15 protein-coding genes are annotated in these 13,676 nt (G+C 51.8%); 9 read left to right on the top strand and 6 right to left on the bottom strand.

Annotated features, from left to right (window positions below):
* Positions 1-46: 46 nt before the first annotated feature.
* The 4 genes from ACSBQN_RS09810 to nadK form a co-directional block, all read right to left on the bottom strand.
* Entirely contained in the window at positions 47-1,318 is a 1,272-nt protein-coding gene (locus tag ACSBQN_RS09810; RefSeq protein ID WP_004241895.1) for an MFS transporter, read from the bottom strand.
* A 428-nt stretch (positions 1,319-1,746) separates the two neighbouring features.
* Positions 1,747-2,133 (bottom strand): outer membrane protein assembly factor BamE, encoded by a 387-nt coding sequence (gene bamE / locus ACSBQN_RS09805; protein WP_004241898.1) that lies wholly within the window; start codon positions 2,131-2,133, stop codon positions 1,747-1,749.
* 122 nt (positions 2,134-2,255) lie between these two features.
* The gene (recN, locus tag ACSBQN_RS09800; protein WP_004237007.1) at positions 2,256-3,917 is read right to left on the bottom strand and encodes a DNA repair protein RecN; all 1,662 of its coding nucleotides are present in this window, start codon (positions 3,915-3,917) and stop codon (positions 2,256-2,258) included.
* 88 nt (positions 3,918-4,005) lie between these two features.
* The gene (gene nadK / locus ACSBQN_RS09795) at positions 4,006-4,905 is read right to left on the bottom strand and encodes an NAD(+) kinase (RefSeq protein WP_004237006.1); all 900 of its coding nucleotides are present in this window, start codon (positions 4,903-4,905) and stop codon (positions 4,006-4,008) included.
* 100 nt (positions 4,906-5,005) lie between these two features.
* Here nadK and grpE point away from each other — a divergent pair, with 100 nt between their 5' ends.
* Positions 5,006-5,584, top strand: a complete 579-nt coding sequence (gene grpE / locus ACSBQN_RS09790; protein WP_004237004.1) for a nucleotide exchange factor GrpE — start codon at positions 5,006-5,008, stop codon at positions 5,582-5,584.
* 217 nt (positions 5,585-5,801) lie between these two features.
* On the opposite strand, the gene ung is transcribed toward grpE, so the two are convergent.
* Entirely contained in the window at positions 5,802-6,500 is a 699-nt protein-coding gene (gene ung, locus ACSBQN_RS09785; protein WP_024473967.1) for a uracil-DNA glycosylase, read from the bottom strand.
* A gap of 345 nt (positions 6,501-6,845) precedes the next feature.
* On the opposite strand from ung, the gene grcA reads away from it, so the two are divergent.
* The 3 genes from grcA (at position 6,846) to ACSBQN_RS09770 (ending at position 8,208) form a co-directional block, all read left to right on the top strand.
* Positions 6,846-7,229: an autonomous glycyl radical cofactor GrcA gene (grcA, locus tag ACSBQN_RS09780; RefSeq protein WP_004241903.1), complete on the top strand. Its 384-nt coding sequence runs from the start codon at positions 6,846-6,848 to the stop codon at positions 7,227-7,229.
* 159 nt (positions 7,230-7,388) lie between these two features.
* The gene (locus ACSBQN_RS09775) at positions 7,389-8,024 is read left to right on the top strand and encodes a hypothetical protein (protein ID WP_354632848.1); all 636 of its coding nucleotides are present in this window, start codon (positions 7,389-7,391) and stop codon (positions 8,022-8,024) included.
* On the top strand, positions 8,011-8,208 hold the full coding sequence (locus ACSBQN_RS09770) for a hypothetical protein (protein ID WP_250326689.1): 198 nt from the start codon (positions 8,011-8,013) through the stop codon (positions 8,206-8,208). The genes ACSBQN_RS09775 and ACSBQN_RS09770 overlap by 14 nt, the downstream gene beginning before the upstream one ends.
* 58 nt (positions 8,209-8,266) lie before the next feature.
* Here ACSBQN_RS09770 and srmB read toward each other — a convergent pair whose 3' ends face one another.
* The gene (gene srmB / locus ACSBQN_RS09765; protein ID WP_036407103.1) at positions 8,267-9,613 is read right to left on the bottom strand and encodes an ATP-dependent RNA helicase SrmB; all 1,347 of its coding nucleotides are present in this window, start codon (positions 9,611-9,613) and stop codon (positions 8,267-8,269) included.
* Positions 9,614-9,763: 150 nt separating this feature from the next.
* On the opposite strand from srmB, the gene ACSBQN_RS09760 reads away from it, so the two are divergent.
* From ACSBQN_RS09760 to rseC, 5 genes are all read left to right on the top strand, one after another.
* Positions 9,764-10,507 (top strand): tRNA1(Val) (adenine(37)-N6)-methyltransferase, encoded by a 744-nt coding sequence (locus ACSBQN_RS09760; RefSeq protein WP_337137197.1) that lies wholly within the window; start codon positions 9,764-9,766, stop codon positions 10,505-10,507.
* Between the two features lie 348 nt (positions 10,508-10,855).
* Positions 10,856-11,434: an RNA polymerase sigma factor RpoE gene (gene rpoE / locus ACSBQN_RS09755; protein WP_004236997.1), complete on the top strand. Its 579-nt coding sequence runs from the start codon at positions 10,856-10,858 to the stop codon at positions 11,432-11,434.
* Between the two features lie 31 nt (positions 11,435-11,465).
* On the top strand, positions 11,466-12,101 hold the full coding sequence (gene rseA / locus ACSBQN_RS09750) for an anti-sigma-E factor RseA (RefSeq protein WP_004236995.1): 636 nt from the start codon (positions 11,466-11,468) through the stop codon (positions 12,099-12,101).
* A 2-nt stretch (positions 12,102-12,103) separates the two neighbouring features.
* A complete protein-coding gene (gene rseB, locus ACSBQN_RS09745) occupies positions 12,104-13,057 on the top strand; it encodes a sigma-E factor regulatory protein RseB (protein ID WP_024473963.1) in 954 nt (317 codons plus the stop codon).
* A gap of 1 nt (position 13,058) precedes the next feature.
* Positions 13,059-13,526 carry a SoxR-reducing system protein RseC gene (rseC, locus tag ACSBQN_RS09740; protein ID WP_024473962.1) on the top strand — a complete coding sequence of 156 codons (468 nt, stop codon included), beginning with the start codon at positions 13,059-13,061 and terminating at the stop codon, positions 13,524-13,526.
* The last annotated feature ends 150 nt before the right edge of the window (positions 13,527-13,676 follow it).

Raw genomic sequence — 13,676 nt, 5'->3', positions numbered from 1 at the left:
TATTCCCTGTTTTTTTATTGCTGCGCTTTGTTATCAGATATCGTTATCAGACATAAAACTTCATGGATTTTTTGCCGAGGCAGAAGCTGATAAACAGGCCGAGAGCACAGAGGAACAGAATATAGTAGGCGATAAACATCGGGTTAACGTGTTCGGCAATGACCGGTACGGTGAAGGTGGTCAGTCCGGCGAACAGGGCGTTACCGATGTTATAAGAGAACCCGATGCCGCTTAAGCGGATATTGGCCGGGAACAGTTTGATAATAATAATCGGCACACAGGCAACCAGACCCAGGAACAGGGCGGCCAGGGAATATAAGAAGCCGATCGTGGTGTGGTCACCGCTGCCCAGGGAATTAAAGAAGGCATAGCTGGTGGCAGCGAGCAGGATGCTGTATATCACAACGGTTTTGCGGATACCGAGTTTGTCGGACACAATCCCCGCAATAATGCTGCCGACCATGTTCATGACGGTGGCGAGGATAGCGATTTTACTGACAAATTCCGGGTCGATTTTAAAGATATCGGATTTCATCAGGTTTGGTGCCAGGACGACCAGAACCACACCGGTGGTCAGCAGCCAGGTGGCAAGAATAGAGATCATCGTGGCCGGTTTATAGCTCTTCAGTACCTCTTTGATTGGCATATCAATCAGTTCTTTGCGCTTTTTCATTTCCAGGAATACCGGTGTTTCACGCAGATAGCGGCGTAAATATACGGCAATCAGGCCTAAAACCCCGCCGCAGATAAACGGATAACGCCATGCGAAACTTAAGATCTGGTCATTGCTGAAATTGGTGTAAATCAGGTAAGCCGCAAAGTGGCCGATAACCACGCCGAATGTCAGGCCGCTGGCAATCATACTGTTCGCCAGACCGATACGGTTCTGCGGAACATGCTCGGTGACAAAGACGTGTGCGCTCGGCACTTCTCCGCCTAATGCGATGCCCTGTAACAGACGCATAATCAGCAGCAAGACCGGTGCGGCATAGCCAATCTGCTCATAGGTCGGCAGCAGACCGATCAGCAGGGTCGGGATCGCCATCAGGAACAGGGAGAGCATAAACATTTTTTTGCGGCCAATCAGGTCGCCGAAATGTGCCATGATCACGCCGCTGAGGGGGCGGACAAAATAAGCGACCGCGTAGGTCAGATAGGTCATGATGCTCGAAAGCAGCGGTGAGTCACTCGGGAAGAAGAGTGTCTGCAAAAAGGGTGCGAAGGTGAGGAATACGATAAAGTCGTAAAATTCCAGCGCACCACCCAAAGACGCAAGAGTCAGCGTTTTTCCGTCCTGTAGCTTTAAGCGATTAGACATGCCATTAACCTTACTTATTAAACATGCGTGAAAATAAAATAATCGTGAATACTAGCACGATACTATCGGTCAGTGAGATATTTCTGAAAAGTTAATTATACTAATGATTTATATCCATTTTTATAGTGCGGCTACCCTGGTAAATAATATATCTCCGGCTAATTGGCGGAAATATAAGGAAAGTAATGTTTGAGTATCATGATTATTATCAGGGCGGAACCGGGGGGATACTGAAGAGTGATAAATCATAGTGATGAATAATTATTCGTTATAAATCCAATTAATGGATTGTGTGCGGCGGGCTGGCCGGTGACACCAGTCAGTAACACCAAACCGGAACAGATAAATGAACAAAACCCGCTGATCTATACTATATCAGCGGGTTTTTTGTTGCTAACCACACGTTGTTTCAGCGTGACAACAGATAATCAGTCAGTGACAGTCTCACTGGCGATTTCACTTGCTGTTTCGTCACCGCCGTCAGGCTTGTAATTGGTGTTCGTGATTTGGCTCAGTGTACCGGCTGAGTCAAAGACCAGTGTCAGTGTTTCCTGTTTCACCGGCTCATGGCCCGGTTCACGGCGGAAGACGTAATACCAGGTCTGTGTTCCGAACGGGTCACGTAACATCGGGGTACCGAGTGTATAGGCGACTTGCTGTTGGGTCATTCCTTTCTGGATCTTCGCCACGTCTGCCGGTGTCAGGTAGTTACCCTGGTTGATATCCGGGCGGTAAACGACACGCTCCAGAGTGGAACAACCGGCAGTTAACAGCAACAAAGATGTCGTTGCGGCAATCAGCAATTTACAACGCATGGTGATTTCATTCCTTTAGGATTCTTTGTGACGATGATAATCGACAATAATCAAATTGAAAACCTTTACATTTTTCTATGACCGCAGGATCGCATAAAAGTTAGATGAAATCAGCTTGTTTGTCATGCTGCCAGCAATTCTTTTGCGCTGGCAAGGGTATTTTTGGTGACGGCAGCACCGGCAAGTAACCGGGCCAGTTCCTGTACCCGCGCTTTTTTATCCAGCAGTTGCATGGCGGTTTCGGTTTCCGTGCCGTTGGTGTGCTTGCTGACAAAGTAGTGCTGATGTCCGCAACCCGCAACCTGTGGTAAGTGAGTCACACACATGACCTGTGTGGATTCGCCCAGTTCGCGCAGCAACTTCCCGACGATAGCGGCTGTCGGGCCGCTGATACCCACATCCACTTCGTCGAAAATCAGTGCCGGGGTGTCCATTTTCTTCGCGGTAATCACCTGAATTGCCAGCGCAATACGGGATAATTCCCCGCCGGATGCCACTTTCGCCAGTGCCTGATGAGGCTGTCCCGGGTTGGTGGTGACATTAAATTCAACTCTGCTCGCGCCGTCCATACTTAGTTGTTCGGGGGTAAAAATCACGTCAGCGGTAAAGCGGCCATGCGGCATGGATAAATGGTGCATGCTCTGTGTGATAAGTTCACTCAGTTCAGCTGCGTAGTGCTCTCTGACCATATGTAACTGCTGTGCAATCGTCAGCGCCTGCTGATAATACTGTTCCGCTTCGCGGCTCAGTTCTTCGCTGTGCTGTTCACTTTCCTGCTGCATCTGCTGCTCTTCCTGCAACTGTGCATACAGGACATATAGCTCTTCCGGCGTGGTGTGGTGTTTACGGCTCAGGCTGATGTAACGGGAGATTCGCTGTTCGAGTTCATACAGCCGGTTCGGATCCAGGTCCACGCGGTTACTGTAGTGACGCAGTTCATTGCTGACTTCATCCACCTGAATGGCGGCTTCTTCCAGCATGGTCAGTAACGGGGACAGGCTTTCATCCAGTGAGATCAGCTCGCTGAGTTCATGACGGGCATGATTGAGCATACTGATGATGTTGTTTTCATCATTTTCACTGAGAATGTTTAAGGTGCCCTGGCTCAGGCTCAGAAACTGACCGGCATTTGCCAGACGTTTATATTCCGCATCAATGTCCGGAAATTCCCCTTCACGGGGTTCAAATTCACCGAGTTCTTTCAGGTGATAATCAACCAGTTGCCGGCGGGCTTCCCGCTCCAGTGCCTGCTGCTGATAGAGAGCCAGCGCCTGACAGGCGTTGTGCCATTGTTGCCACGCTTTTTTCATTTCACCGAGCAGTAAGCCCTGGTTGGCATAGGTGTCCAGCAGGATTTTCTGGTGGCTGCTTTCCAGCAGATGCTGGTGGGCATGCTGTCCGTGGATTTGGATCAGCAGTGTGCCCAGCTCACGCAGTTGTGACAGCGGTACGGCTGTGCCGTTGATAAAACCACGGGAACGGCCGTCACTGTTGATAGTGCGGCGCAGCAGGCATTCCTGATTATCATCCAGCTGATGTTCCTCCAGCCAGAGACGGGCGGCCGGGGTATCTTTCAGGGAGAAGCGGGCGCAGATATCAGCGCGGTTAGCGCCGGGACGCACCATATTGGCATCCGCGCGGTTGCCGAGGCACAATCCCAGTGCATCAATGGCAATGGATTTACCGGCACCGGTTTCACCTGTGATGGCGGACATACCGGCGCGGAAGTCGATTTCTAACTCGCGGACAATGGCAAACTGACTGATGGTGAGCTGGGTTAACATGCCGCCTCTCCTGTGGATATACACATACCTGTTTTTACATACAGTATAATCAGGATTTGTATCCGGTAAAGAGGCGGAATGAAAAAAATCAGAACATTTTTTTAGACCAGCCGAGTTTTGTGCTTAACGTATTGAAATAGTTATAGTCAATCGGGTGTATGAGATCGAGTGTTTTGCTGCTGCGTTTGATCCTGACCACATCTCCTTCCTGTATCGGCAGCGCTATCTGGCTGTCACAACTGACTTCATAGTCAATGTTGGTCTGCGGGAATTTCAGGGTAATAGTGCTGTGGCTGCTGATCACCAGCGGCCGCGAGGAGAGGGTGTGCGGGAACATCGGCACCAGGGCGATAGCATCAAGATTGGGTGTCAGGATCGGCCCGCCTGCGGAAAGCGAATAGGCGGTGGAGCCGGTCGGGGTGGTGATGATCAGGCCGTCAGAGCGCTGGGAAAAGGCAAAGCGCTCGTCAATATAGACCTCAAAATCAATCATGTGGGCAACTTTACCGGGGTGGAGTACCACTTCGTTGAGTGCGGTGCTGCGGCGCAGTTTGCCGTTGGGGCTGAGTACCCCGGCATCGAGCAGAAACCGTTTTTCGACGTGGTATTCCCCGGTCAGCACGCGGTCGAGCTGCTGGAGTGCATTGTCCGGCGCAAGATCAGTCAGAAAGCCGAGGTTTCCCCGGTTCACGCCGATCACATCCGCGCCATAGCGGGAGAGCACACGGGCGGCACCGAGCATATTGCCGTCTCCGCCGATCACAATCACCAGGTCGGCCTGCTGCCCGATATCCGGCAGCGTGCCGGTGACAGCATCGGTCAGCCGCATTTCAGCGGCAACATCACTTTCGACAATCACACGCAGACCTTTTTTCAGCAGCCAGTGATACAGCAGTTCGTGTGTTGCCAGCGCTTCAGGATGGCGCGGATGGCCGACAATTCCGATACAGCGGAACGATTTGTTTTTTGCGGTATTGTCCGTCAGCATGTGCGTTTTAGCCTCACTTAATCGCCATTCCCTTGAATCTCTGAGTTTGATCCCCATAATAAACAAGAATCAGGATTATTGCGAAATACGCGGAGATTTTATGAGTAGTCACGAACAAAAAACGCACGAAGAACCTGTTGCAGATGCAGCGGAGACCCTGAACACGGCAGCAGAGCAGCCGGAAACGGAGCAGGCGGATGCCGCCGCAGCGGCACAGGCCCGTATTGCGGAGCTGGAGCATGAGCTGGAAGAGTCCCGTAAAACGGAACGCGAAGCGATGCTGCGCGCCAAAGCGGAGATTGAAAACAACCGCCGCCGTATGGAACAGGACGTTGAAAAAGCCCATAAGTTTGCATTAGAACGTTTTTCTAATGAATTATTACCTGTGATTGATAACCTGGAGCGCGCACTGAGTGCGGTGAATCCGGAAGATGAAGCACAGAAAAGTATGCTGGAAGGGCTGGAGCTGACACTGAAATCCTTCCTGGATGCCGTGAAAAAATTCGGTATCGAAGTGGTCGAAGAGACAAAAGTGCCGTTCAATCCGGATGTGCATCAGGCCATCAGTATGGTGGATGCTGCAGATCACGAGTCAAACCATGTGGTGACAGTGATGCAGAAGGGCTACACCTTAAACGGCCGCCTGCTGCGTCCGGCGATGGTGATGGTCTCCAAATAAGGATCGTTTCACACGCAATGTAATGCCGCCGCAAAGGCGGCATCAGGCCGTTGACAAACCCGAAGGGGTTGGCGGCGACCGAAAGAGGTTGTAAAAATAAACCAGGAAAATCAATTTATTGATTTTCGGCTGATAATACAAAGCAGGAAAAATCACGTTTTATCCTGCTTTGTCTGCAATCTCATGCCGCCGCAAGGGCGGCATTTTTGTCTCTGTATTATGCGCCGGGCTGAAGCTCTGCCGGGATCACCGGCTGCCAGTCGATAGGCACCTGACCGCGCTCTGTCAGTATCGCATTTGTCTTTGAGAAGTGACCGCAGCCCAGGAAACCACGGTGTGCGGATAATGGTGACGGGTGCGGCGCTTTCAGTATCACGTGCTTTTGCTGATCAATGTACTGGCCTTTCCGCTGGGCATGTGCGCCCCAGAGCAGGAAAATCACACCGTCACAATGGGCATTGACAGCCGCAATCACATTATCGGTAAACGTTTCCCAGCCCAGTCTGGCGTGTGAGTGTGCCTGGCCGCGTTCAACCGTCAGCACAGTATTAAGCAGTAGCACGCCCTGTTGTGCCCAGCTGACGAGGCAGCCGTGATTCGGCCGGGTAAATCCCGGGATATCCGCTTCCAGTTCCTTATACATATTCACGAGTGACGGCGGCGGCTGAATACCCGGCAGCACAGAAAAAGAGAGACCGTGTGCCTGGTTCGGCCCGTGGTACGGATCCTGTCCCAGAATCACGACCCGCACATCAGACAACTCCGTATAACGGAATGCGTTAAAGACGTCTTTCTGTGGTGGGTAAATGGTCTTACCAATTTCTCGTTCGTGAGCGACAACACGGAGTGTTTCAATGAAATAGGGCTGGTTTTTCTCATGGCCGATGACATCATGCCAGGTCAGTGATGCAGACATCGTGTCGTTATCCTTCATTTATTACAAGAGTTGCATTCAGCTTACCTGACTTATCCGTTGTTAGGAAATAAGAAGGGATTTTTTTGCGGGTCCGGTTCTGATAACCACAACGGCAGGGCGAAAATGGCTGATTTTTTACAAAAAAAACTGAAAATAGCAAAAATGAAATTTTGATTTAAAACAGGCTTTTATCATGACGGTTAAAAATTGATATGATTTTTATTGATATATATCAAAGAATCACCCCTGTATTCTTGATATATAAGATGCAGAGACATTGGTTAGACCAATATTCCAAGTTAAATGACAATCAATAAATTGATAACGAATCACCCGGAGGTCATCATGGTTACTGGTATTCAAATTACTAAATCCGAAAACGCTGCACTGGTTAACTCTTTCTGGCTGCTGGATGACAGCAAAGACGAAGTACGCTGCATCTGTGCAAAAGAACAATATGCAGACGGTGATGTTGTTTCCCGTGCCGCATTAGGTCCTTTCGAGTACCGCGAAGTGAATTTACAGGTTCAGCCTACTGTCCGTGTTGAGGGTGGTCAGCACCTGAACGTGAACGTTCTGCGTCGTGAAACTCTGGAAGATGCTGTTAAACATCCGGAAAAATACCCGCAGTTAACTATCCGTGTTTCCGGTTATGCAGTGCGTTTCAACTCACTGACTCCTGAACAGCAGCGCGATGTTATTGCCCGTACTTTTACTGCCAGTCTGTAATCGTTCCGGCAACAGTCCTTGTTCCGAAAACCACGCTCCGGCGTGGTTTTTTTCTGTCTGGCGGATAAGGAAGTCCGTAACTCACTGATAAAAAATGATATTGTTACAGTGTGATGAATAGCGTTAAGTGAAGCCTTCTGTATCCGGGGAGGTATACTTATGTTGATTGAACACTATTTTTCGCAGCTACTGGCTTTCTCATCCACGCCGCATTGTCAGTCACTTTTGCAGCGGCAGCATTTAACCGCAGCGGATTTATTGCTGCCGCCATCCGCCGGGATCCGGCAGGATGGTTTTCCCGATGATATTACCCTGGCCCGGCTGTGTTCAGACAGTTATCAGCCCGGCAGCCGGGACATCGGTGGTGTCAGCCGTTCTGATGCGCAGACACTGGCCTCGCTTTCGCTGACGGAAGAGCAGTTAAGCAGCCCGTCCGGCCTGCAGAGTATGATTTATCATTACCGTGATACCGGTATTCTGGCGTTTGCGGGCAGCAATGATATGTCAGATATGATGACAAATATCCGCCAGGGGCGCGGGTTACCGGCCCGGCAGTATCAGGAGGCGGTATCGCTGGCGGCACATCTGTTGTCGCAATCCGTTTGTCCGTGGTTGTTTGTCGGGCATTCTCTCGGCGGCGGGCTGGCTTCGTTCTGTGCGGTGGTACTGCAGCAGCCCGCTGTGATATTCAACGCGGCGGGGCTGGCGGAAAACACGCTGGCGGAAGAGGGGGTATCTCTGGTGACGGCGCGCGCGCGGGGCAGAACTTATCCGTCATTATGTGCTGGAGCATGACTGGCTCACGCATATCCAGGACGGGCTGGATATTCCGAAAGCACTGGGGCAGCGGATAGCGCTGGAGTATTATCCGCCGCAGCATGCGCATTCCGTTTTGCAGAAACTGGTTCTCGGCGTGAAGGCACATACCCTGTCGCAGGTGGTTACCGCGATGGAACAGATGGATGAAACCCGGGAGTAAGCATAAAAAAACGGACTGCGACAGTCCGTTTTCTTTTATCAGAGAGAAGGAGTTCCGTTTATTCCTGTGGCTCAGCGGCCGCAGGAGTTTGTCCCGCGTGGTCTGCGCCTGGCTTGCGTCGTTTTCCGATATTTTTACTGACGCGGTGACGGATTTTGGTTTTTTTCTTCTTCTCAGTTTCAGCGGCTTTCTGCTCTTTGCGCTTGGCGAGCACTTTTTTCGACGGCTTGTGCGTCGCTTTCTCCGATGGCGCACGGGTTTTCGGCCGTAACTCATCAATCACGCGCATTTTAACCGGCTCTTCAATATAACGGATGATTTTGCCGAGCAGCGGCTGATCGTGGGATTCCACCAGTGAAATGGCCACCCCTTTGCGTCCGGCACGGGCGGTGCGCCCGATACGGTGCAGGTAGACATCCGCGGTGCGCGGCAGGTCAAAGTTAAATACGTGACTGATGTCTTCGATGTCGATCCCGCGGGAGGCTACATCGGTGGCGATAAGCACAGTGGCACGGCCGTCAGTCATGCGGCTGATGGCTTCGTTGCGTTTCGCCTGAACCATTTCGCCTTCAAGATAGCAGGAGACAATATCCTGTGTGCGCAGCCAGTCAGACAGTTCACGCACGCGCTCACGCTTGCGGACAAACACCACCGTTTTGGTGACATCCGGCTGTTTCAGCAAATGCGCGAGCAGGGCTTTCTTGTGCTCCAGGTCATCGGCACGCAGGTAGAACTGCTGGATTTTTTTGCGCTCACGGCGTGACGGGTCGGCTTCGATCTCAACCGGCTCATTCAGGATCCGTTTGGCGAAATCGCGGATAGCCTGACCTTCGAGGGTGGCAGAGAACAGCATGGTCTGTGTGCGCCAGCGGGTTTCACCGGCGATAGTTTCGATGTCGTTGGCAAAGCCCATGTCCAGCATGCGGTCAGCTTCATCAAGAATCAGGATCTCAACCGCGCGGCAGTCAAAGTTTTCTTCTTTTATATACTGCAGCAGACGCCCGGTGGTCGCGACAACAATATCCTGGTTCTCACTGAACACTTCTGCGTGGTTCATATAAGCCACGCCGCCGGTGATCGTGGCGACATCGTGATGGGTGAACTGACAGAATTCTCTGGCCTGATCCGCCACCTGCATAGCCAGTTCGCGGGTCGGGGTCAGAATAAGCACGCGTGGCGGCCCGGATTTTTTACGCGGGAAGTCAGACAGGTGCTGAATGGCCGGCAGCAGATAAGCGGCAGTTTTGCCGGTGCCGGTCGGGGCTGAACCCAGAATATCACGATTATCCAGCGCAGCCGGAATAGTGGCTTCCTGGATGGCGGTCGGGCGCTCATAGCCCTTGGCATCCAGTGCGCGGATCAGTTCATCGTTCAGTTCAAGTTCAGAAAAAGTAGTTGCAGTCATTATATACCTCTGTTTGGACCGCTGATTATAAACGGCTTGGACAGGATCTTCATCAAAAATAGTTGTCAGCGTACGGGACTTTCTTCTGCGGGCAGAAGTCCGTATCCTGTCGCCGGGATTTCTTTATTTTAACAGACAAACAGTTCCGTGATGATGACAAACGAAAAACAATCGCCGCGCCGCCGTGGTTTTGCCTGCAAACAATTTTTTGTGGCCCATGACCGCTGTGCCATGAAAGTCGGTACTGACGGGGTGCTGCTCGGCGGCTGGGCACCGTGCGAAAATGCCCGCCATATTCTGGATATCGGTACCGGCAGCGGGCTGGTGGCGCTGATGCTGGCTCAGCGGTCATTGCCGGATACACCGATTGATGCGGTGGATATTGATGCTGACGCCGCAGCGCAGGCCGCAGAGAATTTCCTCGCGTCACCGTGGGGTGGCCGGATGAAGGTGTTTCATCAGGATATCGGTGAGTTTACCGCTGCCTGCCCGCAATCCCGTTATGAGCTTATCGTCAGTAATCCGCCGTATTTCGCCCCGGCGGTCGCCTGCCGTAACAGTGCCCGGGAAACCGCCCGTTACACCACATCACTGGATCACCCTCAGTTGCTGGAGCATGCGGCACAGCTTATCACGCCGGACGGTCTGCTCTGTGTGGTGCTGCCGTACACCACAGGACAGGATTTTATCGCTGCCGCCGGTGAGCAGAACTGGTTTCTGCACACACAGATTGCCGTGTCAGATAAACCGGATACCCCTTTTCACCGGACATTAATCGCCTTATCGCGCCGTCCGGTCAGTTCGCTGCACAAAACGATGAGTATTAAAACGGAAGAGGGCCGTTACAGCGCTGATTTCAAATCATTTATCACCGGTTTTTATCTGAAATACTGAACTGCGTCACTGTGGCGGTTACGGCGGTGCTTTTTTCAGTCAAAAGCGGATTTTACAGGATATTTACACTGTCCTGCGGCAATTTCCCGTGATTATCAGAGGGATTACCGCTGAAAACGTGGTAATCTGTAACGTTAATCGCCGGAAAAACAGGCTGCGGACAAATACGCAGGATTTATCCGGAAAATATGCAGTGAGGATCACAAAAAGGATCCTTTTTTGTAATTTTTTTAAAAGAAAAATGAACTTCGCTATTTTAGCTGACTCAAAGTATCGCTTGCTCATGATGAAGTGAAGCGAAACAGGAAAGAGAATGGTGAAGCTGAGCTTCGGGAGATAACACTGCGAATGAGCGAGCAGTTAACGGATCAAATGCTGGTTGATCGGGTACAGAAGGGGGATCAGAAAGCCTTTAATATGCTGGTGGTACGTTATCAGCACAAGGTGGCGAGTCTGGTATCCCGTTATGTTCCGCAGAGTGATGTTCCGGATGTGGCGCAGGAGTCCTTTATTAAGGCGTACCGCGCAGTCGGGTCATTTCGCGGTGACAGTGCATTTTATACCTGGCTGTACCGTATTGCGGTCAATACAGCAAAGAATTACCTGGTTGCTCAGGGGCGCCGTCCGCCGTCCAGTGATGTGGATGCCGGAGATGCTGAGAACTTTGAATCCTCAGGGGCGTTAAAAGAAATTTCGAACCCTGAGAACTTAATGTTGTCTGAAGAATTAAGAGCGGTGGTTTTCCGCACGATCGATTCCTTACCTGAGGATTTGAAAACGGCGATTACATTGCGTGAGCTCGATGGTCTGAGCTATGAAGAAATAGCTGAGATTATGGATTGCCCGGTCGGCACGGTTCGTTCCCGTATCTTCCGCGCACGCGAAGCCATCGATAATAAAGTTCAGCCACTGATACAAAATCAGTGAGCACTTAAATCACACTGAAGGGAACGTAGGCATGCAAAAAGAGACACTTTCCGCACTGATGGACGGAGAAACTCTTGACAGTGAAGTGGTTACCGCACTGACACAGGATGCAGATCTGCAGGCAGAATGGGCTGGTTATCACCTTATCCGTGATACCATGCGCGGCGACCTGCCGGATGTTATGCATTTTGATATTGCGTCACGGGTAGCTGAAGCACTGGCGCAGGAGCCGGTTTATATCGCACCTCAGGCGATCCCTGAGTCTCAGCCTGAACCGAAAACATGGCGTGATTACGGATTTGTGGCAAAACTGCGCCCGTGGGCCAGTCAGTTAACACAAATCGGTATGGCAGCCTGCGTGTCACTGGCCGTGATTATCGGTGTTCAGCACTATAATACCGACGGCACAGAGAGCGTGGTTAACGGTGATGCGTCCGCATTCAATACCGTTCCGTTTATGGGCAGTGCGTCACCTGTCAGCCTCGATCTGAAAAACGGCGCCGGTCTTGCCCCGCAAACCCGTTTTGATCAGGAGCGCGGTGCGCGTCTGAATGCGATTTTCCAGCAGTATGAACTGGATCGCCGTGTACACACGGATGGTCAGCCTGAAGTTAAACAGACAGCCACCCCGGAACAGGGTCGCGTGTCTTCACAACCACAGCAGTAGTAATGAAACGAATCTGGTTATCCGTTGCTTTTCTGACGGGCAGCCTGTTACTCGCAGCACCGGCCTCAGCACAACAAAGTGCTGAGGCGTTGCTGCAGAATATGGGTAACGCTTCCCGCACACTCAGTTATGAACTCTCTTTTATCACCATCTCCCCGAAAGGTATCACGCCGGTCCGTTACCGCTATGCGGTTATGGATGGTCAGCCTGTCGCCCAGATTATGCAGATGGACAGCTCCCGCCGGGAAATTGTCCAGCGTGGTCAGGAGATCAGCTACTATGAGCCGGGGCTGGATTCATTCAGCCTGAGCGGTAATCACATTGTTGATTATCTGCCGTCGATTATTTTCGCGGACTTCAGTGCGCTGAAAGCCTATTACAATTTTATTGATGTCGGACGGATCCATATTGGTGATCACCCGGGCCGGGTCGTGCGCATCACCTCAAAAGATAATTCACGTTACAATTATATTGTGGTCGCAGATGAAGAAACCGGTCTGCCGTTACAGGTGGATCTGCTGGATCAAAATAATGTTTCACTCGAGCAGTTCCGCGTGGTTTCTGCTTCCGTGAATAACAGCAGTGTGACGGAAGCCCTGAAAGCGGTGCAGTCCGTGACCATGCCGCCGGTACTGGCTATTCCGCAGCCGGAAAAGATCAAATTTGACTGGGATGTGATGCGTCTGCCTAACGGGTTTAAAGAAATGACCCGCAACCGCCGTCAGGTGGGCGAGCAGGAATGGGTTGAGACCGTGATGTTCAGTGACGGCCTGTTCTCATTTTCCGTGAATGTCGCCAAAGCCGTGAAGACACCAGAAAATCAACAGACAATGCGCCAGGGTTCGCGTACGCTGTACACCACACGTAAAGGTGATAATGAGATCACCGTCTTTGGCGAACTGCCCCCGGCGACAGCCCGGCAGATAGCGGACGGTGTGACATTCAGCGGAGGTTAATATGGTAAAAGAGTGGGCAACCGTGGTGCGCTGGCAGAACGGGCGCGCGGTGCTGCGTTACGGGTCATCTGCCGGATGCGGCAGTTGCAAAGCCCGGGCGGCATGCGGCTCATATCTGCTGAATAAACTGGGGCCGGAAGCGGAGCATCAGCTTGAGATTCCGGTCAGTGAGCCGCTGGTGACCGGCCAGAAAGTGGAAGTCGGGATCCCGGAAGGCAGCCTGCTGCGCTCGGCAATGCTGGTGTATCTCACGCCGCTGCTGGGTTTATTTGCCGGTGCGGGGCTGGTGCAGGCACTGGCGGAAAGTCAGTCTGCGGTTCTCGCGGGTGGTCTGCTGGGCGGTGCAGCAGGGTTCCTGCTGGCGCGTAAAATTGCCCGCCACTGGAGCGGCTCAGCGGATTATGAGCCGGTCATCCTGCAAATCGGCCTGCCGCCGTCAGAGCTCAGTATTGATATGTGTGAGTCCTGATTTATCCGGATTCTCCTGTTATAAAGTATGCCGGTCATGGTTTGACCGGCATTTTTTTACCGCGGGAATGTCAGTGATTCCTGTATTTTTCTTATGCTGCTCAGGTAGCATGAGAAACTTCCGTGTCACCCGTCTGCTGTATGAATAAAA

The sequence above is a fragment of the Morganella sp. B601 genome (assembly GCF_051172335.1).
In the GTDB taxonomy this organism is placed as follows: domain Bacteria; phylum Pseudomonadota; class Gammaproteobacteria; order Enterobacterales; family Enterobacteriaceae; genus Morganella; species Morganella morganii.
The sequence above is the reverse complement of the archived record's forward strand: the minus strand, read 5'-3'. Positions and strand labels throughout refer to the sequence as shown.

Excerpts from the sequence above, each read along its gene's own strand:
- ACSBQN_RS09775 (WP_354632848.1), top strand. The coding sequence starts at position 7,389 with ATGTTGATTGAACACTATTTTTCGCAGCTACTGGCTTTCTCATCCACG.
- ung (WP_024473967.1), bottom strand. The coding sequence starts at position 6,500 with ATGTCTGCATCACTGACCTGGCATGATGTCATCGGCCATGAGAAAAAC.
- rseB (WP_024473963.1), top strand. The coding sequence starts at position 12,104 with ATGAAACGAATCTGGTTATCCGTTGCTTTTCTGACGGGCAGCCTGTTA.
- ACSBQN_RS09810 (WP_004241895.1), bottom strand. The coding sequence starts at position 1,318 with ATGTCTAATCGCTTAAAGCTACAGGACGGAAAAACGCTGACTCTTGCG.
- rseC (WP_024473962.1), top strand. The coding sequence starts at position 13,059 with ATGGTAAAAGAGTGGGCAACCGTGGTGCGCTGGCAGAACGGGCGCGCG.
- srmB (WP_036407103.1), bottom strand. The coding sequence starts at position 9,613 with ATGACTGCAACTACTTTTTCTGAACTTGAACTGAACGATGAACTGATC.
- grpE (WP_004237004.1), top strand. The coding sequence starts at position 5,006 with ATGAGTAGTCACGAACAAAAAACGCACGAAGAACCTGTTGCAGATGCA.
- nadK (WP_004237006.1), bottom strand. The coding sequence starts at position 4,905 with ATGCTGACGGACAATACCGCAAAAAACAAATCGTTCCGCTGTATCGGA.
- ACSBQN_RS09760 (WP_337137197.1), top strand. The coding sequence starts at position 9,764 with ATGATGACAAACGAAAAACAATCGCCGCGCCGCCGTGGTTTTGCCTGC.
- rseA (WP_004236995.1), top strand. The coding sequence starts at position 11,466 with ATGCAAAAAGAGACACTTTCCGCACTGATGGACGGAGAAACTCTTGAC.
- rpoE (WP_004236997.1), top strand. The coding sequence starts at position 10,856 with ATGAGCGAGCAGTTAACGGATCAAATGCTGGTTGATCGGGTACAGAAG.
- recN (WP_004237007.1), bottom strand. The coding sequence starts at position 3,917 with ATGTTAACCCAGCTCACCATCAGTCAGTTTGCCATTGTCCGCGAGTTA.
- bamE (WP_004241898.1), bottom strand. The coding sequence starts at position 2,133 with ATGCGTTGTAAATTGCTGATTGCCGCAACGACATCTTTGTTGCTGTTA.
- grcA (WP_004241903.1), top strand. The coding sequence starts at position 6,846 with ATGGTTACTGGTATTCAAATTACTAAATCCGAAAACGCTGCACTGGTT.